The organism is Paenibacillus canaveralius (assembly GCF_047238265.1).
In the GTDB taxonomy this organism is placed as follows: Bacteria; Bacillota; Bacilli; order Paenibacillales; family NBRC-103111; genus Paenibacillus_F.
Genome location: NZ_JBDFMM010000001.1, coordinates 3,909,733 through 3,933,003 on the forward strand (window position 1 = coordinate 3,909,733; position 23,271 = coordinate 3,933,003).

The window sequence follows — 23,271 nt, forward strand, 5'->3', positions numbered from 1 at the left end:
GGGATTCCTCCTCTGACGACGGCTTGTCGCGTGTCGCCCGTTAAACGTTTGGCTGAGGTGCTTTCATTTTCCACACTAAAAAAGAGAGCGTTCGTAAACCCTATTGCTGCAGGCCACCTTCCGAAGGGAGATGTACCCCTATGCATATCCTGACATCCGATCAAACGGATCGGCTCAGACAGCAGCTTCTTATCGAGAAAAAAGAACTTAAAGAGCAGTTGGAGCTAGACGAACACTTCGGAATGTCCCAGGCCATGGGAGAAAACACCGGAGAGCTGTCCACGTACGACAATCATCCCGCCGATATAGGCACGGAAATGTTCGAGCGGGAAAAAGACATCGCTCTGCTGGAAAACGCCGAGCGTCACCTCGATCAGGTCAATCTCGCGCTGGAAAGGTTAGCTGCCGGCACCTACGGAATTTGCATCGAGTGCGGCCGGACCATCCCTTACGAGCGGCTGAGTGCTATTCCGACAACCCAGTACTGCCTGGAACATGTGCCCAACCGGCATGCTTCCGACAGAAGACCGGTCGAAGAAGAATTTCTCGCCCCGCCTTTCGGACGGACCAGTCTGGACGAACGCTCCGACCAAAACCAGTTTGACGGCGAAGATGCCTGGCAGATCGTGGAAAGCTGGGGCAATTCCAACTCGCCCGCCTTGGCGGAAGATCCGAACATCGGCGACTATAACTCCATGTATGTCGAGGCAGATGAGCTTGACGGGTATGTCGAGCCCTTCGAAAGCTTTCTTGCCACCGATATTTACGGCAATCATGTATCCGTTATTCGCAACAAAGCGTATCGGTCCTATATGGATAATCAAGAAGGAGATCCACTTCTTGAGCCCGATTATACATCGGAAGAAACGCAGAGCTGAACAAGCGGCTCTGCGTTTTCCTTTGTAAGGGGACGGACCGGCTCCCGGCTCCCGGCTCCCCGGTTTCCCGGTTTCCGCCTAACCGGCTCAATAAAACCGGCGCCCTTCCAGTCTGAAACTGGACATACTCCACAAGGTCCGCAATATACTCGCCGATAATAGGCAGGTTCAGAGCGCCCAGTGCTTTCAGAGCATAAAGAATAGTGCCGGCGAAAACCGTAATGCCGAGACCGAGCCCGACTCCCCGGGAAATTCCCGCTATAAGGTTCCCGACGATCAGCTTGCGCGGCTTATTCATCAGCGCCACATAATCGGCAATCTGCGTCCGTTCGATATGGGCCGCGATTTCGGTCACTTTCTCATGGATATGATGAATGAGCCGATTTTTCTCGTCTTCCGTAAGAGCGTCCTGGACCGGCAAATCCGAATCCCTGAGCTCCGCTTGTGAATCCGGCGGTAGCCCGTTTTTAGCGGGGTTGTTCCGATCGTTCCGTTCTTCGTTCAGGTTATCCATGGAAACCGCTCCTGCAGATTTGGTATCCCCTATCTCCGCATGACGGCGAATTCCGTTACCCGGACAGCGTTATTCGAGGTGGGAAACCACTTCCGCACATCTGGCGCACAGAGTCGGGTGTTCTTTGTTCTGCCCAACTTCCGGTGTGACTATCCAGCAGCGTTCGCATTTCTCGCCTTCGGCAACGGACACCTGCACGGCAAGATCCGCTGCCTCGTAGCTTCCTTCCGGCGCTTTCTCCGACGGATCATGCAGGGTTGCGGCCGAGACGATGAAAAGCGTGTCTAGTTTGTCAAAACCGCTAAGCAGTTTGAAAGCCGCATCGCTCGGGTACAAATCAACCGCAGCGCTCAGGGAGTTGCCGATCGTTTTGTTCTTGCGCGCTTCTTCCAGCGCTTTCAGCACTTCATCGCGAATGTTCAGGAAGCCGTCCCACTTCTGCTCCAGCTCCCGGTTATATACATCTGTGCGGACTTCAGGCAGTTCGCTGATCTGTACGCTGTCCAGCTCCACACCCGGAATGTACTTCCACACTTCGTCGGCCGTATGCGGCAGAATCGGTGCAATGAGCTTCGTGATAGCAAGCAATGCATCGTAGAGGACTGTCTGCGAAGCTTTGCGGGCGGAATCGCCGGCCGCGTCCGCGTACAGGCGGTCTTTGATGATGTCCAGATAAAACGAGCTCATCTCGACGGCGCAGAAGTGATGGACCGCTTGATAAACAACGTGGAACTCATACGCGTCGTAGGCTTTGATGACTTTCTCCGTCATCCGGTTGAGACGGATAACCGCATACCGGTCCAGCTCGCTCATATGGGCGAAATCCACCCGGTCCTTAACCGGATCGAAGTGACTTAAATTGCCCAGCAGGAAGCGGAGCGTGTTGCGGATTTTACGGTACACTTCCGTGATCTGGTTCAAAATGTTGTCCGAAATCCGGACGTCGGACTGATAATCCACCGAAGAAACCCACAGACGCAAAATGTCGGCGCCAAGTTTGTTGCACACTTGACTCGGATCCACGGTGTTGCCGAGCGACTTGGACATTTTGCGCCCTTCTCCGTCGAGCGTAAAGCCGTGGCTGAGAATTCCCTTGTACGGGGACTGTCCTTTGACCGCTACTCCCGTGATCAGGGAAGAGTTGTACCAGCCGCGGTACTGGTCGGAGCCTTCCAGGTACAAATCCGCCGGCCACTGCAGTTCGGGACGCTTGGCCAGCACGCCGGCATGGGAAGAACCCGAATCGAACCAGACGTCCATGATGTCCGTTTCTTTGCGGAACTCCCCATGGCCGCATTCCGGGCAGGAAAGACCTTCCGGCAGAAGCTCTTTCTCCGTCAGCGTGAACCACGCGTTAGAGCCTTCTTTTTCGAAAAGGTTCGCCACATGCTCGATAGTCTCATCGTTCACGATCGGATGATTGCAGACTGCGGCAGTAAAAAATCGGAATCGGCACGCCCCACACACGCTGGCGGGAAATGCACCAGTCACCGCGGTCCGCGATCATGTTGTGAAGACGAATTTCACCCCAAGCCGGCGTCCACTTGATTTTCTTGATCTCTTCCAGCATTTCGCCGCGGAATTTATCGATGGACGCAAACCACTGCTCCGTCGCCCGGTAAATAACCGGCTTTTTCGTACGCCAGTCATGCGCGTATTGGTGATTAATGGAGGAAGCATGAAGCAGGTGCCCGCTGTTTTCCAGCCATTCCAGAATCGTTTTGTTGCCTTTTTCGTAAAAAACGCCTTCCAGCCCCGGCGCTTCCGCCGTGAAATGTCCTTGATCGTCCACCGGACAAAGAACGCCGATCTTGTATTTCTGCCCGACGATAAAGTCGTCCTCACCGTGACCCGGAGCGGTATGAACGCAGCCGGTACCGGCTTCCAGCGTAACGTGCTCGCCCAGCATCACAAGCGAATCGCGATCGTAGAACGGATGCTTGCAGGTCACGTTCTCCAGCTCGCTGCCCTTAACCGTGGATACGATATCGTAGTCCGTCCATCCGATTGCTTTAGCGGCCGATTCGAGGAGTCCTTCAGCCAGCACGTACTTCTTGCCGTTTACCTGCACGACCGCATACGTGAAGTCCGGATGAACGGAAATACCGAGGTTTGCCGGAAGCGTCCAAGGTGTCGTCGTCCAAATGACGAAGGCGGCATCCTGGGGAAGCTTGCCTTTGCCGTCCGCTACATCGAAAGCGACGTAAATGGACGGGGACGTTTTTTCTTTGTACTCGATCTCCGCTTCTGCCAGAGCGCTCTCTGAAGACGGGGACCAATATACCGGTTTCAAGCCTTTGTAGATATAGCCTTTTTTCACCATCTCGCCGAAAAGACGGATCTGCTCCGCCTCATATTCCGGCTGCAGCGTAATGTACGGATGGTCCCAGTCTCCCCGGATTCCGAGACGTTTGAACTGTTCCTTCTGCCGCTCTACCCACTGAAGCGCGTATTCTTCACAGTATTTACGGAATTCGGCAACGGACATTTTCTTGCGGTCCACTTTGCCGCTGTTGGCGATAGCCTGCTCGATCGGCAGTCCGTGCGTATCCCAGCCGGGGACATACGGCGCATCATAGCCCTGCATCGTTTTGAAGCGCACGATAATATCTTTCAGAATCTTGTTCAGCGCATGACCGATATGAATGTCCCCGTTGGCATACGGAGGACCGTCGTGCAAAATGAATTTCTCCCGCCCTTTACGGCTTTCCTGCACCTTCGCATAAATGTCGTTTTCTTCCCAATGCGCCTGCATTTTAGGCTCCGCCTGGGGCAGGTTGCCTCTCATCGGAAAATCGGTTTTGAGCAGCTGCAATGTTTTTCCGTAATCCAAATCCATTCACTCCCTAGTCTTAGTACGCTGATCCCTTCCGGGATAAATTCCCTTACTCTCTAAAAATGCAAAAAAACTTCTCCATCCCAAAAGGGACGAGAAGTTAAGCTCGCGGTACCACCCTTGTTAGACCGTTCCGGCACGCTGTCATCGTCCCCGCATCCGAAAACGAAGTTTCCGCATGGAAGAAATGACGACCGGTTGCCAGTCTCACTCGACGAATCGATAACGGAATTACCCGATGCTCCCTACTTCGCTTTTCAAGAGACGCTCCTGGGGGATTTTCGTCCGCTGCAGAGATTAGGCTCACACCCACCCTAACTCGCTGACACTGCTGTACGGACTACTTGGCCCAGTCATCGCTTTACGAAAGATTCAGTTACCCGAAGTATATCGAATCCAGGTCCGGTAGTCAATGAAACCCGGCCGTGTTGAACGTCTACTTCTCGAGTTCAAGCACCTTGTCGTGGTCGAGCGTCTTCCAGGCTTCGTCCTGAAGAAGCTCCAGCTGCGCTTCAAGCAGAGTGCGGAAGCGTGTGCGGTAAATGCTGGCCTGCTTCTTGAGCTCTTCCGTCTCCATCGAGATTTTGCGGGATCGCGTTAACGATTCGTTAATGATCCGGTCGGCATTCTTCTCCGCTTCTTTGAGGACGAGCTGCGCTTCTTTCTTCGCGTTGTTCTTCACATCGTCGGCGGCTTCCTGCGCGACAATAATCGTTTTGCTCAACGTTTCTTCAATATTGGAAAAGTGATCCAGCCGTTCCTGGAGCGCCAGAATTTGGTTTTGCAGCTCTTTGTTTTCACGGATAACGGCCTCGTAGTCTTTGATGACCTGGTCCAGAAATTCGTTCACGTCATCTTCGTCATAGCCCCGGAAAGAGCGCGCAAATTCTTTGTTATGTATATCGAGTGGTGTTAAGGGCATGGTGCACCTCCTAGAATGTTAACCGGTGGAGAGTTTGTACGGTTTCGTTAAGAAATAGAATTTCGACAGAAAAGCGAAAAATCCTTTATTCCTCGCACTTAAAAATAGGTTAAACGTATTTGCCCACTTTCATGCGCGTTCTGCCTTTCTTCGTCACTCCTTCTATTTCCAGGACACGAAAACGCCCGAAGCCCTGCAAAGAAACGACGTCGCCTTCCTGCAGGGGGACGCTCGGATTCTCTTCGGGCTTCCAGTTCACTTTACATTTGCCGGCTCCGATCGGAATGAGAACCTTGGCCCGGCTTAATTTGAATACATCGCTTACAATTCCGTCCAGACGGAGGGAAGCCACGGAAAGCGTCATTTCCTCCAGTTTGACCGAAGACGGCTTCAGCCGATCGATCGGTAAAATTTCCGTTGTCACATGGACGCGATGCACTTGGCTGAAATGGAGATGAAGATAGTCGGCCGCTTCTTCCGCCACGACGAAATGGCAGCCCTGTTCGGATACGTTAATATCCCCCACCTTGTCCCTTTTCATGCCGAGTCCCAGAATCGCTCCCATATAATCGCCGTGACTGAGCGACTGGAACTTGCTGTCGCCGGATTCTACGGACAGCACTCTCAGTCCCATGTCTTCGCCGGAAAGATCGAGGTAATCCGGTCCTAGAATCGCCCTCTGCCGTTCAGCCTCCGGGTACCCGCCATCGAGGCGGCAGTTTACGTCGGGATTGCGGTTGACCAGCGTACGAAGGATAAAGGCTTGCCGGGGATCGAGAAAGTCTGTCCGTTTCACTTTGTGATGAGCGGCGTTCTCGACCCATTCTTGCGCCCGGTCCACGAAAGCATGTTCATCGGGATGGAAATGCCCGTAGATTTCTTTAGCCACTAGAATATCCCCACAATGTAGCCGACCACGACTTTAAGTCCTGCGACGACGAGCCAGAATACGCCCATGGCAACGATCGGAGAAATATCAAGCGGGCCGATCGGCGGGATAAAACGGCGGAATGCGCTCAAATACGGCTCCACGAGTTTCGCCAGCAGTTCGCCGATAAAGCTCTCACGTGCATTCGGAAACCAGGAAAGCAGCACGTAACCGAAAATCATATAAAAGTAAATTTGGGCCAATGTATCGATTAACCCGTAAATGTTCATGACCAACCGCTTTCACCTCAACCTTTTTGTCCAATGCTAAGCTTCATGCAAAAAATCCGAGATCGATCCCTGAATTTCTACGGAATCCGGGGCGCACAAGAAAATATTCGGCCCGATCTTGGAGATCGATCCGTTCAGCGCGTAAACGGTCCCGTTCAGGAAATCGAAAATTCTTACCGCTTGTTCGGGACGAACCCGCTGCAAATTTACGACGACGGTCCGGCGGGAACGCAGATGGTCCGCAATCTCCTGTGAATCGTCGAACGAATGAGGCTCGTGCAGCACAACACGGCTGTTTTTCTGCGAATGAATGCTCACAATGTTATTTTTACTCTGTTTCGTACGTTGTTCCTGCACCGGGGTTTCAGGTTCTTCCGGAGTTTCTACAATTCTTTCCCGTTCTACAACCTCTTCTTCTTCCTGCAGTCCGATAAAATTCATGAATTTATTCATAACGCCCATCCGACGCTCCTCCTCTGTGGACAAGATGGTATTGATTCAAGACTTTCCGACAAGTACGGTACCCAAACGCACCCAAGTTGCGCCCTCTTCGATCGCCACTTCAAAATCTCCCGACATGCCCATGGACAAATGCCGCACGGGTTCCGGCAGAATATGCTTCGCGTTGAGCTCGTCCCTCAGCTCGCGCAGCTTCCTGAATACGGGCCGGGTCGCTTCCGCTTCGGCCTCCAGCGGCGCCATCGTCATCAAACCGACGATCTCAAGATGCGGGTATTGACTGGAAGCTTCTGCGAATGATTCCAGTTCTTCCGGGGAAAGCCCGTATTTGGATTCTTCGCCGGAAACGTTCACTTGTATGAAACATTTGACGGAAAGATCTCGCTTGGCGGCCTCTTTCTCCAGTTCTTTGGCCAGCGAGACACGATCCAGAGAATGGATATACGCGAATTTACCTATGATGTCCTTCACCTTGTTCGTTTGCAAATGCCCGATAAAATGCCAGTCTCCCCGTTCACCGAGAGCTTCCCATTTCTCTTTGGCATCCTGCCAGCGGTTCTCTCCCACTTGTGTTAACCCGTGGTCAAGAGCTTCGCGCGTGGCTTCCAGAGATACATATTTCGTAACCGCGATCACGTTTATGTCTTCAGGGCTGCGGCCGGACCGCCGGCAAGCCGCCTCAATGCGGTGGTGCACATCTTCAATACGCGCCTGCAAATTCATCAGCAGCGGTTCACTCCCTCCATGCTGTCTATAGTCAACAAAGCCCGATCAGTCTTTTCTGAGGCCGATCCAGGCTGCCATACGACCGGTTGAGCCCCCTTCTTTGCGATGGGAAAAGAACAAATCGGTCGAACAGCTCGTACATAACTCAGTTACTTCTATATGCGACGACAAAATTCCTGCTTTCTCAAGAAATTGTCGGTTGCATTCCCGTAAATTTAACTGATATTTGCCCTCTTTACGAGGGATAACGACACTTTCCGTCTGTTTTTTGGAAATACCGGTATCCAGATGACTCTCATAAACGCGGCCCGCGACATAATCGTCCACTTCATAGCAGCAGACGCCGATAGAGGGGCCGATAACGGCATGCACGTCTTCCGGCCTGCTCCCGAAAGAACGGGTCATGGAAGCGAGCGCGGCCGCGCCGATATTCAGCACCGTTCCCTTCCAGCCGGCGTGGGCGATTCCTACAACCCGGTTCACCGGATCGATCAGATAAAGCGGAACGCAGTCCGCGTAGAGGGCGCAGAGCATGACCCCCTTTTCGGCGGTTATGAAAGCGTCCCTGTTCTGAATCGCTTCGGCTCGTGACAATCGTCCGCTTCCCATCTGCCCCTTTTCGATGACCACCGCCTCTTTGCCGTGCACCTGCTCGCCAAACGTGAGCGTTTCAAAAGGGACTCCGAGCGCTGCCGCAAGCCTCCTCCGGTTCTCGATCACATCTTCGTCCGCATCGTTCACGTGCAGGCCCAGATTAAGCGAATCGAATGGGGCTGAGCTCACTCCCCCGTGCCGCGACGTAAATCCCGCCTGAACGAACGGAAAACGTTCCTGAAGACTTTCCAATATAAAAAGCTCCGGCTCACCGGAATTTGATTTCTTGTGTACAAACGGTTCCACTGCTTGTCCCCTCCGTATCCCCCGGCCTACAGCGGCCTTTTCTGCTTGTTCAGTTTACCATACCGGTCATAAGACGACAAAAATTGGCGGACCGGCCTCACACGGAAAAGGCGCTTTGTTCCCTGGTTTCCGCTCTATATAACGAAGCGCCCTGACTCGTGGCTGTACTTCTTCTTATCCTCTTCTATTACCCGCGGGAACTGCGGTTGTAATCAACGGAATCGCTCTCCTCGACGGCCCGGTATGTTTTGGCTTCATCCAGCTTGACGAGAACGACATCGGCTCCGATTTTAACAATATTTTTCCAGGGAATGATAAGATCCGTTCCTCCTCCGAACAAACCGAAAAATTTACTGCTGTTCGGAACGACAATGGAATCGATTCTGCCCTGGCGGAGCTCAAGTTCCAAATCGCTGATCTGCCCCAGTTTTTTACCGTCCACAATATTGATAACGTCTTTCGTTTGAAAGTCGGATATTTTCATCTGCTTACCCCACGCTTTCAGGTTATTCGCCCGTTTATTCTAGTATATGAGGGTCCGGGCCAAAATGTCCTGCCAAACCAAGAAAAGCCCCTTATGTCGTCTAAACGGAAATGAAGACATAACAAAAAGCCCGGAATCCGGGCTTTCGATTGATGTGCGTGCAAGTAAAATGCGGCGGGCGGGAGACTAATCAGCTTTTGACATGTTTCTGCATCTGGGTGATTGCCGATTTTTCCAGCCTTGAAACCTGCGCCTGCGAAATTCCGATTTCATCGGCGACTTCCATCTGGGTTTTACCTTCGAAAAAGCGCATGGACAAAATCATCTTTTCACGGGAGCCGAGCTTTCTCATCGCTTCCCGCAATGCGATTCCTTCAATCCATGACATGTCTTTGTTACGTTCATCGCTGATCTGATCCATCACATAAATCGGGTCCCCGCCGTCATGATAAATCGGTTCAAACAGGGAAACGGGATCCTGAATCGCGTCAAGCGCAAATACCACATCTTCTTTGGGCACGTTAAGCACTTCGGAAATTTCGTAAATCGTCGGCTCGCGTGAATTTTTGTTCGTTAAACTGTCGCGGACCTGAAGCGCTTTGTAAGCAATATCCCGTAAAGACCGGGAGACTCGGATCGGATTGTTATCCCGCAGGTATCTGCGTATTTCTCCGATGATCATCGGCACCGCATACGTTGAAAACTTCACGTTCTGGCCCAGATCGAAGTTATCGATCGCTTTCATCAGGCCGATGCAGCCTACTTGAAAAAGATCGTCGACGAACTCGCCGCGGTTGTTGAAACGCTGAATCACGCTGAGTACCAGTCTCAAGTTGCCATTGACCAGTTTCTCTCTTGCGGATCGGTCGTTCTTCGTCTGCAGATTGGTGAACAGTTCACGCATTTCCACATTCGTCAGAACAGGAAGTTTGGCGGTATCGACACCACAAATTTCGACTTTATTTCGGGTCACGGTGATTTACCTCCCAAGGAGAAACATTACTGTTAATTATCTCCGCGACCGGTGTTTTTATGCGCCTTGAAGAGCACCGCTCCCCCCTTGACAAGTGCCCGGATGCTTGCTCTCTCCTGCCGCCGTTGGCTCGTATTCGCTTTCAATCTCCGATAATTTTTTTAAAAAGACTGTTTCGTTCACTATTCGCCGCTACGATCCGCACCTCAATAAATGTTCACGAAAAAGCCTACCACACAGGTGATAGGCTTTGACTTATACCATTTTGTTAAATTCTTTACGCAGCCGCTTGATGATCCGCTTCTCCAGCCGGGAAATATAAGACTGGGAAATGCCGAGCTGATCGGCGACATCCTTCTGCGTCTTCTCTTCACCGTCCTGGAGACCGAAACGGAGTTCCATGATCGTCCGCTCCCGGTCCGTCAGTTTATCGAGCGCTTTATGCAGCAGCTTGCGGTCCACCTGCTCTTCTATGTTGCGGTAGATGGTATCGTTCTCGGTACCCAGCACGTCGGACAGCAGCAGTTCGTTTCCGTCCCAGTCGATATTCAGCGGTTCGTCGAACGATACTTCCGTCCGGATTTTGCTGTTCCGGCGCAGATACATCAGAATTTCATTCTCAATGCATCGTGACGCATAGGTCGCCAGCTTGATTTTTTTCTCGGGATCGAACGTATTCACCGCTTTAATGAGACCGATCGCTCCTATGGAAACCAAATCCTCGATGTTAATGCCCGTATTTTCAAATTTGCGGGCTATATAGACAACCAGCCGGAGGTTGCGTTCAATCAGCATGGCACGGATGGCCGCGTCCCCGGAGGGCAGTTTTCCAAGCAAATATTCTTCTTCTTCCCGCGTCAGCGGAGGAGGCAGTGCTTCACTTCCTCCTATGTAATAAATTTCTTCGCCTTTCAGTCCGAAAAAAATAAGTATCTTGTAATAAAAAATTAGCATCTGCAATTTCCATTTGACCCGCATAACCGCTTCCTCCCACTCATAACCTTTCTTTAGCCGGCAGCAACCAGCGTCGGATGAATAATGGCATGATATGCCCCGTCTCCGGAGAGTTGCCCTCCGTCCAGTCCAACCAGTACTTTCGTCGTCTCCACTTGACCGCTGCTGTACGTGATGACCACCTTATCGGGTTTTATCGCCAGCATGAACTGCGTATTCCGGTTTACTCCCCGGTAGGGCACCAGCCGCAAACGGTCCTGCCATACAAAGTCTTCTTCCGTTCCTATCGCCGTGATGATTTGTTCCACTTCCGCTGCTCGGATTCGTTTGAGCCACGATTCCGGCAGCATACTCGAGAGCTGCGAAGCCTCCATGACCATTACCGGGGTCCGCGTCAGGGGATCGTAAAGCTGATTGCCCGTATCGATCAAGCCTGTACACCGGAAATCCGTACCGTCCACGATTACGCTAACTTCCGCCAAATGAACGGCCAGCTCTTCCTTCTTCTTTACTCCCGCCATCACCAGTCTGTGCAGTAACATAGAACCGGCACCCAGCACGACAACCGCCCAAGTCTCGATCCGGATACTGAACCTTGCCGCACCCGTCTGGCTGAACGAAATCCCGTTCATCACATCTCCCGATGTTTGAAACACATAGTTTAGGCCGAAAACGCCTCCCGCCGCCACAAAGTTCACCACATAGAAGGTTCCCGCGTTGCGCAAAAAGCGCTGTAAGCTGCCGTAACCGAAAGCCAGCCATACCATACAAAGTGACATGAGGATCTTTGCCGCAAAAGTAAACAAGAACGACAAGGAAGGTACGAACATGAGCAGCACATAAGATCCGCCCAGCCCCGAGGATATCGCCAGTTTCCAAGGTTTAAAGGACAATCGCCGCGTCCGCGCGGTAACCAGTAAAACGGCGGCATCCATGACGACATTCATCAGGAAAATCAGATCCGCGTATACGACCAATTTTCCTCACCCCCAAGCGGATGAGATTAGTATATTAAAAGACGAATTCAAAGTCTGTCTAAACGTGCCGGAGGCCGCCAACTATTTTTGTCGCATAGTGGGGAAAAGAAAAAGCCGTCACAACTGACCTAAGGTCAGTTGTGACGGCTTTTCCAGGAGGGCTCGGCTTGCTGCTCTCCACCTATGCCATTCCCGTAAGGGAATTATTTGTCGAGATTGTTACGCCCGCGGTTGCGCAGGAATGTCGGTACTTCCAGGTCTCCCGGTTGTCCGCCGAACGGCCGCAGATTGTTCACGCGCTGCTGAGTTTCAGCCGGTGTCTCTTGCTGCTGCTGCGGCGGCTGTACACCGCCTTGACGCCGGTTCTGCGGTTGAGGAGGCTGCTGCTGTTGCGGCTTGTCCTGGAATCCGGTAGCGATAACGGTTACCATTATCTCTTCTTTGAGATTCTCGTTGATTACCGCACCGAAAATCATGTTCACCTCAATATCGGAGGCCGATGCCACGATATCCGCGGCTTCGTTCACTTCGTAGAGGCTAAGATTTGTACCGCCCGTGATGTTCATCAAAACGCCGCGAGCACCCTCGATAGAGGTTTCAAGCAATGGGCTCATGATGGCCTTCTTGGCGGCCTCGGCGGCACGATTCTCGCCTGTCGCGATACCGATGCCCATAAGAGCCGAACCGCGTTCGGTCATAATGGTTTTTACGTCGGCAAAGTCCAGGTTGATAAGACCCGGTACGGCAATCAGGTCGGAAATCCCCTGCACCCCTTGACGAAGGACGTTATCCGCTTCGCGGAACGCTTCGAGCATCGGCGTCTTCTTGTCTACGATCTCAAGGAGACGGTCGTTCGGAATAACGATCAGCGTGTCCACTTTTTCTTTGAGTGCCGCGATGCCCTGCTCAGCCTGAGCGGCACGTTTACGGCCTTCAAAAGTGAACGGACGGGTGACAACGCCCACTGTCAGCGCGCCGCATTCCTTCGCGATTTCAGCGATTACCGGAGCGGCGCCCGTGCCGGTTCCGCCGCCCATGCCCGCCGTTACGAAGACCATATCGGCGCCTTTGAGCGTATTCATAATCAAATCGCGTGATTCTTCAGCGGCTTTCTTCCCCACATCGGGGTTGGCCCCGGCTCCCAAGCCGCGCGTTAATTTATCACCAATTTGGAGCTTATGCTCCGATTTGGCCAGATGAAGTGCTTGAGCATCGGTGTTGACCGTAATGAACTCGACACCCTGCACTCCATTCTCGATCATCCGGTTAACTGCATTACTGCCGCCGCCGCCCACACCGATGACTTTTATCTGGGCCAATTGTTCCATATCCAGATCAAATTCAAACATAGCAGTCAATGTCCCCCTAACTTAACTTTCCGTGAGCTGTACGCTCAAAATGGGTAACGTGCCTGTCGGCACGGTAATCGTAAGATCTCGCACAAAGCCTGAAACGCGTTTTCGAAGCGTGCCTGTGCGTGTGTCCCCTCCACCGGTTGCGGAATGCAGAGCCAGCGGCGGGACACTTGTATCCATAACCGGGAAAGATGCTTTCAGAAACAGCAGAGCTTCTCCCGTCAGATAAATTCCTTGAGGAAATTTTTGACTTTATCGAACCAGCCAGGGCTCGCTTCAGTCTGGGGTGTTTTGACACTGGCAGGTTTGTTGGCCGTTTGCTTCTTGGGCGCCGTAACCGGACGGTTACGCAAAAACTTGCAAACAAACTGGATGATCCCCACTCCGCTCGTGTAAGCCGGGTCGCGTACACCGATATAATCGGGCACTGCGATACGTACGGGAGCAGCCAGCTCTTCCTGTGCAATGACAAGAGTCCCCGGCAGGGACACGGTACCTCCCGTGAGGACGTAACCTCCGGCGGGGTCGCTGTATCCTAACCGGCTGGCTTCTGCGCGAATCAGATGGAAAATTTCCTGAACACGGGGTTCGATGATATTCGCCAGGTCGACCTGGGAAAATTCCTTGTCCACCTGGCTGCCGATCCGGTTCACTTTAAACACCTGATCCGGCGCGGAATCTTGAATCGTCGCGCAGCCGTATTTAAGCTTGATTTTTTCCGCAATGTCCATTTGGGTGCGGAGCCCGATGGATATGTCGTTGGTAATGAAATCGCCGCCGATAGGCAGCGTGGATGTTGCGACAAGATTGCCTTGATCGAAAACGGCAATCGTTGTCGAACCTGCTCCGATATCGACCAATACGGTTCCTATCGATTTCTCGTCCTTGGAAAGCGCAAGCTGTCCGGAGGCCAGCGACATCAAGATGAGTCCTGCTACCTTCAGTCCGGATTTCTCAACAACGCGAAGCAGGTTATGTATGCCTGTTTTGGCTCCGGTAATAATCGTGGATTCGACTTCAAGCCTGACCCCGATCATTCCTCTTGGTTCGTGTATGCCTTCCTGGCCGTCCACTAAGTATTGGTTAGGTACTACTCCGATAATTTCGCGCTCAGGAGGCAGCGCTATGACTCTAGCCGCTTGTATAACCCGTTCGATGTCTTCTTCGCCGATTTCGCGGTCTTCGTTGGATACGGCCACAACCCCGTGGCTGTCCTGAAGAGCGATATGGTTTCCCGTTATCCCGACGTAAACATCAGAAATTTGTATGCCCACCATGCGTTCGGCATGATCGATCGCGGATCGGATCGATTGAACGGTCTGGTCGATATCAACGATGGCACCTTTGCGGATGCCTTCCGAGTCGGCTGATCCTACCCCTATTATATTAATGGTTCCGTTTACGACTTCCCCAATAATAGCACGAACTTTGGATGTACCGATGTCTAAACTAACAATGATGTCATTGTTGCTCAAGCTTTGGCACCTCCTGTTAAATGAAATCAGGGCACAGCCCGTCTGCTTTCTACTTATTCAACATGACGGCTGGTTTCCCTCTTTATTTCTACATTTTTTTTGTGAACGCTGTAATTCCTCTTTTTTTGGTGCTAGACCGGGTAAAAATAGAATACCATAAAATCAATTCTAACACTAATCTAATAGACTGGATAGTAATATTTTCCTGAGAAATTCCTGAAAAATTCATGAATGACGCGCCTTTCGTTCGGCTTTCGGCCGCTTGAAAAGCAGTGCGCTACCCTATCGATTCCTCCCTTGAAAAATTCATAGATTGCGGGCGCAAAGATGCCTGTTACCAATCCCTTCCTTTAAATAAGAAGGTCTGTCAGGCGGGATTCACCTACTGGGGAGCGGATGATCCCTTCGGGGTGTTTACGGCGTCGTTGCCGTCTCCCCTGTCGCCTGTTTCGGTCTTCCCGGGAGTATTCTTCTTGGGCGTGGAAGACGGTTTTACGCTGCCGTCCGGCTTTGAGGTGGACTCGGGCTTTTTGGTCGAGGCCGTGCCGGCCTTGCCCTTGCTACCGGCGGAACCCGTATCCAGCGGCATGTGATCGTCTGTCTCCAGCAGCACCAGAATACCCGAATTCACTTCGCTTCCCTGCATGCTCGTGATGTAAGCGGACAAGTTCGTAATTTTGTTCGGAAGATAACCGACCGTCGTCACGACTTCGAACTTGGTGCGGGTATACATCTTGATCTTGTCCCTGTAGGCTTCCGACGGGTCCGGGCGTATCTCCGAAATGTCTGATAAATACCCGGACGGAATGGATGCCAGGGCTTTGCAAAGGGCGATGCGGTTAGGATCGTTCTCCGTCCAGCCGGTCAGAATGGGTTTATCCACCGGCATATCTTCTTTGGCGACGGGCACGACGGAGCCGTCGGCGAGTACCGCCTGCTTCACACCGTCCGCGCCGAACTGGAACGCTACGCGCGGATACTCATGCACCATGATGCTGATTTGTCCCGGAAAATGCTTGGAAACTTCAACGGACTGAACCATACGGAGTGCGGCAACCCTCTCGCGTACGCCCTCTGACCCGACCGCAAAAAAATGGTCGCCGTTCTTGACTGCGGCGGCTTGTCCGATTTCTTCGGAACTAAGCAGTTCGTTGCCTTCGATCTTGATTTCACTGACCCGGCTCAAAGACGAACGGAAAAAGAGCACGGCGAGAATCGTTACGAAAAACAGAAACAAGAGCGTAAGCAGCTTCCGGTTGGCGCGTGTCCTTCTCGGTTTAGGGTTCGGCAGCACCGGAACTTTATTCTCTTCTGGCAAGCCTGACACCCCCGCTTCCTATTGCATAACCTTGTGAACGTGTAAAATCCTCTTATCCCCTCCTGTTGGCAGGAAGGGACTAGAGGCACTGCATTATTCACCGGTAACCGGCGCTTCGTCCGGTACGGGAGCTTGTCGCCGAATGCGTGCACCCAGCCGGGTGAGCATTTTTTCGATCCGGTCGTACCCTCTGTCGACATGGTGGATTTGCTCCACGACGGTAGTGCCGTGCGCAGCAAGCCCCGCTATGACAAGGGCGGCGCCGGCCCGGAGATCGGTAGCCTCGACCGTAGCCCCGTAGAGCCTCGGTACACCGCGTATAAACGCCGAGTTAAAATCCACACGGATGTCCGCTCCCATCCGGGTAAGTTCATCCACATGCTTGAATCGGCTCTCGAAAATGGTTTCTTTCATTATACTGATTCCATCTGCTAGGGAAAGGAGCACCATAACCTGCGACTGCAAGTCTGTCGGAAATGACGGATGCGGCGCGGTTACGATACGCTCGACCGCACGCGGCCGAGCCGGAGCGTGCACGTTTATTATATCATCGTGCACCGTAATTTGAACACCTGCGCGTCTCAGCACGTGAATGGCGGCGTTCAGATGCTGGGGGCACACTCCTTCCAGCGTTACGCTTCCCTTCGTGGCGGTTGCCGCCACCATGAAAGTACCGGCGACGATACGGTCCGGTATGATCCGGTACGTGCAGGCATGTAAAGAGCGGACGCCACGTATAGTTATAGTATCGGTTCCCGCACCGATAATGTCCGCTCCCATCTCGTTCAGGAAGTTTTGAAGATCCTGGATTTCAGGCTCCCGTGCGGCGTTGGAGATGGTTGTGATCCCGTCGGCCAGAACGGCCGCCATCATGATGTTCTCGGTGGCCCCCACGCTCGGAAAATCAAGCGTAATATCGGCTCCTTTCAGATCCTCGGCCGTGCAAATAATCGTGCTCCCGGATTCCTTGATCGTAACCCCGAGAGCCTGCAGTCCTCTCAGATGGAGATCGATTTTGCGTTCGCCGATCGCACAACCGCCTGGCTGATAGACCTGGACGGTTCCGAAACGCGAAAGCAGAGGACCCATCAGAAAGATGGACGAACGCATCTGCTTCATCAGTTCTTCCGGAACGTGCGTGCTGTTCAAACTGGTTGTGTCCACCACAACCGTGTCTTCTTTATGCTCGGCGCTGCACCCCAGGGAACGGAGTATGCCGAGCATGACTTCAATGTCGAGCAGCTTCGGGACATTGCGCAGCGTGTGGGTTCCAGACGCCATTATGCTGGCTGCAAGAATAGGAAGCGCCGCATTTTTGGCACCTTGGATCCGTACGGCTCCCGAGAGGGGAATGCCACCTTCGATTACCAACTTCTCCAATGTCTCACCTCCGAATTACCTCTCGCCCACCACCAGTACCTCAGGCTGCAGTTCCACACCGGATTTCTCCCGCACGGTCTTCTGCGCCAAAGCAATGAGGGCCAGAACATCCTCGGCCGATGCATCTCCGGTATTCACAATGAAATTGGCATGCAGCGGAGAAATCTCCGCACCGCCTACCCGCGTGCCCTTCAAGCCCGCCTCTTCGATCAGCCTGGCGGCATGATTGCCCGGCGGATTGCGGAACACGCTGCCTGCGCAGGCGAGACTGAAGCGGCTGCGTTCTGAGCCGGCGGTCCTTGTACGCCGCCATCGCGCCCGCGATCTCCTTCCGGTCTCCCGGCTGCAGTTCGAAGACCGCTTCCGTTACGATACCCGGCAGTGTATGCAGCACCGAATGCCGGTACGCATACTGCAGATCGCTGTTCTGCATGGTGATCAATTCCCCTGTGTCCAGCAGCACTTCAGCCTGTTTAAGAATGCGTGACACATCAGAACCATGAGCCCCCGCGTTCATGTAAACGGCGCCTCCCACCGACCCCGGAATACCTCCGGCGAATTCGAGACCCGTTAATCCTTCCTTGCCGGTCATGACGGATAATTTGATAAACGAGTAGGCTCCTCCCGCATAGACGGTGCTGCCGTCGAAACGCAGCGTCTCCAGAGCCCGGCTTAATTTAATGACAACGCCCCGGATCCCCTTATCCCCCACAAGCAGGTTGGAGCCGCGTCCGATTACAGTCCAGGGAACCTTGTGCTGCCCGAGCAGCCGGACCGTCTCAACCAGCTTCTGTTTATCCTGCGGAATAACGAGCAGATCGGCAGGACCGCCGATTTTCCAGGTTGTGTACGGTGCCAGCTTCTCGTTCTCCAGGACCTCACCCACCTGAGCCGCTTGCAAGTCTGAAATTAACTGGTGCATGGGAAAACCTCCTTCACAGAACTCAAGGTTGTAAAGCCCCTTACCCGGATTCTTCGGTTCCCGGTTATACGTTACCCGCGAGAGCGAGAGCCGGTTCGGGCGGCTTTGCCTTAGGTGTCTGCCACGGTTATAGTGTAGTTTATGTTAAATCGGTTAGAGTGTGACAAAGGCCCATCCGGTTCGCTGCAAAAGCTTGATCGTGAAGCCTTCTAGGGCCGCCGCTGTCCGGCGGATACGATACGTTCCAGCTCCCGGAAGACAAGTGCGGCGGAATCCCGCTGGCCCATCCTTGCCGACTGCTTCGCCATATGTTCCCAGCGGACGGAATCGTCCATGATTTTGCTAATCTGATCGAAAAGGACCCTGCCGCTTAAATCTTTCTCAAGCAGCGTTACGGAGCCTCCCTCGTCGGAAAGAGAACGTGCATTGTGCTCCTGATGATTGTTCGTCACGTTCGGCGACGGAATTAATATGGAAGGAATTCCAAGGGCGGTAATCTCCGCCATGGTAGACGCTCCGGCGCGGTTTACGACAAGCTTGGACGCAGCCAAAACCTCCGGCATGTTGTGAATATACGGCAGCACTTGAAGATTGGCGGGAACCGAACCTGCCGCTTCCTGAATCCGCTGTGCGGTCGATTCGAAATAAGGCTGGCCCGTTCCGAATACGAACTGCACGCCGGGCAGTTCATGGACGAGCGGAGCCAGTTCGACCATCGCGTCGTTAATGGCTTTGGCTCCCCGGCTCCCTCCCACAACGACAACGAGTCTGGCGTCCGCCGCCAATCCGAGTGAGGAGAAGCCCCGGGCCGCGTCCGCATTCACCATGGACGTGGCACGCGGATTGCCCGTATAGACGACTCTTTTGGCCTGCGGGAAGATTCCTTCCGTTCCCCGGAAGCTGACGGCTACCGTCGACACGTAGCGGCTCAGAAAACGGTTCGTAAGTCCCGCGACGGCATTCTGCTCATGCACGAGCGTAGGAATGCCCAGTTTGGCGGCCGCATAAAGTACCGGACCGCAAACGTACCCGCCTGTGCCCACCACCGCATCGGGCTTGAATTCCCGGAGCAGGCTTTTGGCACGGCCCACACCGCGCAGAAAACGAAGCACGGTTTTAACATTGTCCAGAGACGCCAGCTTGCGCCGGAATCCTGTAATTTCTACGGCTTCAAAAGGCATATCCAGCCCGGAACGCGCGACAATGTCGCGCTCCAGGCCGGAGCTTGTGCCGATGTATAAAAATTTCGAATCGGGGTGGACCCGCAGACATTGTTCCCCAATGGCCAAAGCCGGGTAAACATGACCGCCGGTTCCTCCCCCGCTGAATACGATACGCATTCGTTTCACCTCGAATAGCGGGATATGTTGAGCAGCACGCCGATCGACGTCAGCATCAGGGTGAGAGACGAGCCTCCGGCGCTAATAAGCGGCAGGGTTATCCCCGTAACGGGAAACATTCCGATTACCACGCCGATGTTGATAATCACCTGCACGGCGATCATCCCCACAATGCCGACGGCAACAAGACTGCCGAACGTGTCGGGTGCCGTAATAGCCGTGCGCATGCCTCTCCACACGAGAATCGTGAACAGGATCAGGACGGCCGCACCGCCGATAAAACCGAGCTCCTCGGCGATGATCGAGAAAATAAAGTCCGTCTGGGGCTCGGGCAAATAGCTGTACTTCTGTCTGCTCATTCCGAGCCCCAGTCCGGCCAGCCCGCCCGGTCCGATCGCGTACAGTGACTGGATGGACTGATAGCCCGCTCCCAGCGGATCGGACCACGGGTCCATAAAAGCCGTAATCCGCTGCAGCCGGTAAGGGGCGGCGATAATCAGGCCGACGAAGCCCGCGACGCCCGCCATGGCAAGATAGGATAAATGAAGAATACGGGCGCCTGCCGTATAGATCACCAGCAGGGAAGCGCCGACCAGAACCGCCCCGGTACCAAGATCCGGCTGCAGCATGATCAATCCGAAGGCAAGTCCCACCAGCCCCAGAGGCGGAAGCAGCCCTTTCGTAAACAGGGTGATCTGGGACTGTCTGTCGGACAACAGCTTGGCCAGAAAAACAATCATGCCGATTTTCATGAATTCGGACGGCTGAATTCCGAACGACCCGATTCCGAGCCAGCTCCGTGCGCCGCCCCGGACCACGCCTATGCCCGGGATCAGGACCGCCAGCAGAAGGCCGAAACAAATGAGCAGACCGACCTTCGCGTACTTTTTCCAGACCCAGTAGTCGGTGTTCATCGTAAAAAACATGGCCACGATACCGAGTACGGCGAACAGCAACTGCCTTTTCAAATAATAAAACCAGTCGCCAAATTCACGGAAGGCCAGCACTCCGCTGGCACTGTACACCATAATTACGCCGATCGTCAAAATCAGCAAAGTCGAAACCAGAATCCATACATCCGGAGCGGAACGCGCTTTAGCCATAGGGACACCTCTTACGAATAAGAATATCGGGTGCCTGTAGCCTGAAACTAGGCTGACTGACGCTGCCGCAATCCGGAAGCGGACGAAGAAGGCTTGACTACCCGTTCCTTACAGATTATGCACGGACTCCTTAAACATGCGTCCCCGTTCTTCGTAAGAAGCAAACATATCCCAACTGGCGCATGCAGGAGAGAGCAGAACGATATCTCCCTCCCCCGCCAGCTTGCTCGCAGCCCGAACGGCTTCGCCCATCGCTTCCGTGCTGTTAGCAGTATCGACCGTTTCGATGGCGGTCAATCCGGCTTCACGGGCAGCACGGCTTATTTTCTCCCGCGTTTCGCCGAGGGTTACGACGGCTTTCACGCGCGATGCCAGGAGCGGAATCATTTCTTTGTAGTCAGATCCGCGATCCAGACCGCCGGCGATCAGTATGACGCTCTGGTCGAACGATTCGACGGTTTTCGTCGTGGCGGCCGGATTCGTCGCCTTCGAATCATTGTAATAGGCGGTGCCGCCGAATTCTCCTACGAATTCGAGACGGTGTTCCACGCCGCGGAAAGTCCGCAGGACGTCGGCGATCGCCTCGACCGGCGCGCCGGCGCTTAAAGCCACGGCGGATGCCGCAAGGGCGTTCTCGATGTTGTGAGAACCGCGAATGCCCAGCTCTTTGGCAGGTAGAATAGGGAACGTAGCGCCCTCTGCATCCCGGTAAGTCAGCACGCCGTCCCCGGAAAGGTAAACGCCTTTGTCCAGCTCACGCTGCCTGGAAAACAAAAGGACTTCCGAAGCCACTTCACCGGCCAGCTCCGCGCATACCTTGTCATCGGCGTTCAGCACCGCAATGTCATCCTGCTTCTGATTCGCAAACAGCTTGGCTTTCGAGGCCACATAGTCTTCCATGGAGCCGTGATAGTCCAGATGAGTTTCGTATATATTGAGCAGGCAGGCGATTTTCGGCCGGAACTCCCGCGTGCCTTTAAGCTGGAAGCTGCTCAGCTCCACGACCATCCAATCGGACGGTTTCGCTTCCGCCGCCGCTTCCGTCAATGCCCGGCCGATGTTGCCCGCCACGATAGGGTTCAGCTCTGCCTTCTCCAGCATCAGGCCGACCAGCGTCGTGGTGGTGGTTTTACCGTTGCTGCCCGTAATCCCGATCATCGGCGCCGAGCAGATATGGTACGCCACTTCCACTTCCGTCACCACTTCGATTCCGTGCTCGGCGGCCTGGACGACCGGCGGCGCCCCGTAAGGAATGCCCGGATTTTTGACGATGAGGGCCGTGTCTTCTCCCACCAGTTCAGGCGGATGCCCCCCGCAGACAACAGAAATTCCCAAGGCTTCCAGTTCGTCGGCCTCGGGACTCGTATCTCGCGTTTTCCGGTCATTGACCGTAACGTCCGCTCCCATTTGATGAAAAAACTTGGCCGCCGCAACCCCGCTGCGGGCCAGGCCGAGTACGACCACTTTCTTACCCCGGTACTCACTCGGATGCTTCATTTGCTACAACACCTCATTCATGTATAGTCCCAGTGCCGCCAGAACAAGACCCGCTGCCCAGAAAGTGGTGACAACCCGCCACTCGGACCAGCCGACCAGTTCAAAGTGATGGTGAATCGGGCTCATTCTAAAGACGCGTTTGCCTGTCGTTTTAAACGAAATAACCTGGATGACAACCGATAAGATCTCAATCAGAAAAACGCCGCCGATAATCGCGAGCAGAAGCTCCGCTTTGGTCATGATCGCCACGGCTACCAGCCCTCCGCCGATTCCCAGCGAACCGGTATCGCCCATGAATACTTTTGCCGGGTGCGCGTTGAACACAAGAAACCCGAGAACGCCTCCTACCATGGCCGCCGAAAAGATAGCCGCTTCCGGTTGAGTATTGTTCATCGCGATGATCGTAAAAGCGCCGAACGCAATCGCGCTCGTACCCGCAAGCAGCCCGTCAAGGCCGTCCGTAAAGTTGACCGCATTGGATGCTCCGAGCATCAGGATCGTCATCAGGGGAAAATACAGCCAGCCTGTGTCGAATGAGACGTCCAGCACGGGTACGAACAAAGATGTGCTGTGACCGGACGTAACAAGCAGCACGCAGACGACGGCGGATACGACCAGCTGGCCGATCAGCTTCTGCTTGGCCGTGAGTCCGAGAGAGCGCTTGAACACAATTTTGATATAGTCATCGAGAAAACCGACGAGCCCGTATCCGAGCGACGCGATCAGCAAAATCCAAAGCTCGGTATTGCTGTCTGCAAACCGCAGCGCCGCAATCGCGAGCGCGATCAGGATGATAATGCCGCCCATGGTCGGCGTTCCTTGTTTTTTCTGATGGCTTTGCGGGCCTTCCGTACGAATGGTCTGTCCGAACTTCAGTCTCCGAAGAAGCGGAATGAACAGAGGGCCCATGATAAGAGCGAGCAGAAATGCGACTCCCATCGTGAATAAGATCACTTTTAACTCCACGTTTGATATCCTCCTACAAGCTCTCCTGCCGGAAAGCTGCTCCGTGTTTCGATTCGGGTATAGAGACGGCAAGCGGTTAGCCCGCCGATTCAGCAGCTGCCGGTCCATGCCGGATGAGTTTGCTCTTCTGCTTC

At 53.8% G+C, this 23,271-nt stretch carries 20 protein-coding genes, 2 pseudogenes and 1 other annotated feature; of the genes and pseudogenes, 1 reads left to right on the forward strand and 21 read right to left on the reverse strand.

From position 1 onward, the window contains the following. Positions 1 to 140: 140 nt before the first annotated feature. The gene (locus ABC395_RS17660) at positions 141 to 878 is read left to right on the forward strand and encodes a TraR/DksA C4-type zinc finger protein (protein ID WP_413005087.1); all 738 of its coding nucleotides are present in this window, start codon (positions 141 to 143) and stop codon (positions 876 to 878) included. On the opposite strand, the gene ABC395_RS17665 is transcribed toward ABC395_RS17660, so the two are convergent. The 21 genes and pseudogenes from ABC395_RS17665 to mraY form a co-directional block, all read right to left on the reverse strand. Then, a complete protein-coding gene (locus ABC395_RS17665; RefSeq protein ID WP_413005089.1) occupies positions 784 to 1,392 on the reverse strand; it encodes a DUF5665 domain-containing protein in 609 nt (202 codons plus the stop codon). The genes ABC395_RS17660 and ABC395_RS17665 overlap by 95 nt on opposite strands. Before the next feature lie 69 nt (positions 1,393 to 1,461). Further along, positions 1,462 to 4,225: pseudogene (gene ileS / locus ABC395_RS17670) on the reverse strand (isoleucine--tRNA ligase). A gap of 88 nt (positions 4,226 to 4,313) precedes the next feature. Next, positions 4,314 to 4,594 (reverse strand) — a binding site (T-box leader). Between the two features lie 70 nt (positions 4,595 to 4,664). Then, positions 4,665 to 5,150, reverse strand: a complete 486-nt coding sequence (locus tag ABC395_RS17675) for a DivIVA domain-containing protein (RefSeq protein WP_103993630.1) — start codon at positions 5,148 to 5,150, stop codon at positions 4,665 to 4,667. A gap of 109 nt (positions 5,151 to 5,259) precedes the next feature. Beyond that, on the reverse strand, positions 5,260 to 6,039 hold the full coding sequence (locus ABC395_RS17680; RefSeq protein ID WP_413005091.1) for a YlmH family RNA-binding protein: 780 nt from the start codon (positions 6,037 to 6,039) through the stop codon (positions 5,260 to 5,262). Further along, positions 6,039 to 6,314, reverse strand: a complete 276-nt coding sequence (locus ABC395_RS17685; RefSeq protein ID WP_042232483.1) for a YggT family protein — start codon at positions 6,312 to 6,314, stop codon at positions 6,039 to 6,041. The genes ABC395_RS17680 and ABC395_RS17685 overlap by 1 nt, the downstream gene beginning before the upstream one ends. A gap of 30 nt (positions 6,315 to 6,344) precedes the next feature. Then, entirely contained in the window at positions 6,345 to 6,770 is a 426-nt protein-coding gene (locus tag ABC395_RS17690) for a cell division protein SepF (RefSeq protein WP_009671786.1), read from the reverse strand. A gap of 36 nt (positions 6,771 to 6,806) precedes the next feature. Further along, positions 6,807 to 7,490 carry a YggS family pyridoxal phosphate-dependent enzyme gene (locus ABC395_RS17695; RefSeq protein WP_413005093.1) on the reverse strand — a complete coding sequence of 228 codons (684 nt, stop codon included), beginning with the start codon at positions 7,488 to 7,490 and terminating at the stop codon, positions 6,807 to 6,809. A gap of 48 nt (positions 7,491 to 7,538) precedes the next feature. Next, on the reverse strand, positions 7,539 to 8,393 hold the full coding sequence (gene pgeF / locus ABC395_RS17700) for a peptidoglycan editing factor PgeF (protein WP_413005095.1): 855 nt from the start codon (positions 8,391 to 8,393) through the stop codon (positions 7,539 to 7,541). Between the two features lie 187 nt (positions 8,394 to 8,580). After that, positions 8,581 to 8,877: a YlmC/YmxH family sporulation protein gene (locus ABC395_RS17705; RefSeq protein WP_103993626.1), complete on the reverse strand. Its 297-nt coding sequence runs from the start codon at positions 8,875 to 8,877 to the stop codon at positions 8,581 to 8,583. A gap of 190 nt (positions 8,878 to 9,067) precedes the next feature. Then, complete coding sequence (sigG, locus tag ABC395_RS17710) at positions 9,068 to 9,850, reverse strand: RNA polymerase sporulation sigma factor SigG (RefSeq protein ID WP_009671832.1); 783 nt, start codon at positions 9,848 to 9,850, stop codon at positions 9,068 to 9,070. A 255-nt stretch (positions 9,851 to 10,105) separates the two neighbouring features. Next, complete coding sequence (gene sigE, locus ABC395_RS17715) at positions 10,106 to 10,828, reverse strand: RNA polymerase sporulation sigma factor SigE (protein ID WP_217557866.1); 723 nt, start codon at positions 10,826 to 10,828, stop codon at positions 10,106 to 10,108. A gap of 29 nt (positions 10,829 to 10,857) precedes the next feature. After that, a complete protein-coding gene (gene spoIIGA / locus ABC395_RS17720) occupies positions 10,858 to 11,781 on the reverse strand; it encodes a sigma-E processing peptidase SpoIIGA (RefSeq protein WP_413005097.1) in 924 nt (307 codons plus the stop codon). A 203-nt stretch (positions 11,782 to 11,984) separates the two neighbouring features. After that, positions 11,985 to 13,130: a cell division protein FtsZ gene (gene ftsZ / locus ABC395_RS17725; protein ID WP_413005099.1), complete on the reverse strand. Its 1,146-nt coding sequence runs from the start codon at positions 13,128 to 13,130 to the stop codon at positions 11,985 to 11,987. A gap of 227 nt (positions 13,131 to 13,357) precedes the next feature. Then, entirely contained in the window at positions 13,358 to 14,611 is a 1,254-nt protein-coding gene (gene ftsA, locus ABC395_RS17730; RefSeq protein WP_009671845.1) for a cell division protein FtsA, read from the reverse strand. A 382-nt stretch (positions 14,612 to 14,993) separates the two neighbouring features. Next, entirely contained in the window at positions 14,994 to 15,938 is a 945-nt protein-coding gene (locus tag ABC395_RS17735; protein ID WP_413005101.1) for a cell division protein FtsQ/DivIB, read from the reverse strand. Positions 15,939 to 16,022: 84 nt separating this feature from the next. Then, positions 16,023 to 17,309, reverse strand: coding sequence for a UDP-N-acetylglucosamine 1-carboxyvinyltransferase (murA, locus tag ABC395_RS17740; protein WP_413005103.1), 1,287 nt, complete (start codon positions 17,307 to 17,309; stop codon positions 16,023 to 16,025). A gap of 15 nt (positions 17,310 to 17,324) precedes the next feature. Then, a pseudogene (gene murB / locus ABC395_RS17745) lies at positions 17,325 to 18,231 on the reverse strand (UDP-N-acetylmuramate dehydrogenase). Positions 18,232 to 18,440: 209 nt separating this feature from the next. Further along, positions 18,441 to 19,571, reverse strand: coding sequence for an undecaprenyldiphospho-muramoylpentapeptide beta-N-acetylglucosaminyltransferase (gene murG / locus ABC395_RS17750; RefSeq protein ID WP_413005105.1), 1,131 nt, complete (start codon positions 19,569 to 19,571; stop codon positions 18,441 to 18,443). Between the two features lie 5 nt (positions 19,572 to 19,576). Further along, positions 19,577 to 20,674 carry a stage V sporulation protein E gene (spoVE, locus tag ABC395_RS17755; RefSeq protein WP_103993618.1) on the reverse strand — a complete coding sequence of 366 codons (1,098 nt, stop codon included), beginning with the start codon at positions 20,672 to 20,674 and terminating at the stop codon, positions 19,577 to 19,579. 108 nt (positions 20,675 to 20,782) lie between these two features. After that, on the reverse strand, positions 20,783 to 22,171 hold the full coding sequence (murD, locus tag ABC395_RS17760) for a UDP-N-acetylmuramoyl-L-alanine--D-glutamate ligase (protein ID WP_413005107.1): 1,389 nt from the start codon (positions 22,169 to 22,171) through the stop codon (positions 20,783 to 20,785). Positions 22,172 to 22,174: 3 nt separating this feature from the next. After that, positions 22,175 to 23,137, reverse strand: coding sequence for a phospho-N-acetylmuramoyl-pentapeptide-transferase (gene mraY / locus ABC395_RS17765; RefSeq protein ID WP_413005109.1), 963 nt, complete (start codon positions 23,135 to 23,137; stop codon positions 22,175 to 22,177). Positions 23,138 to 23,271 lie beyond the last annotated feature (134 nt).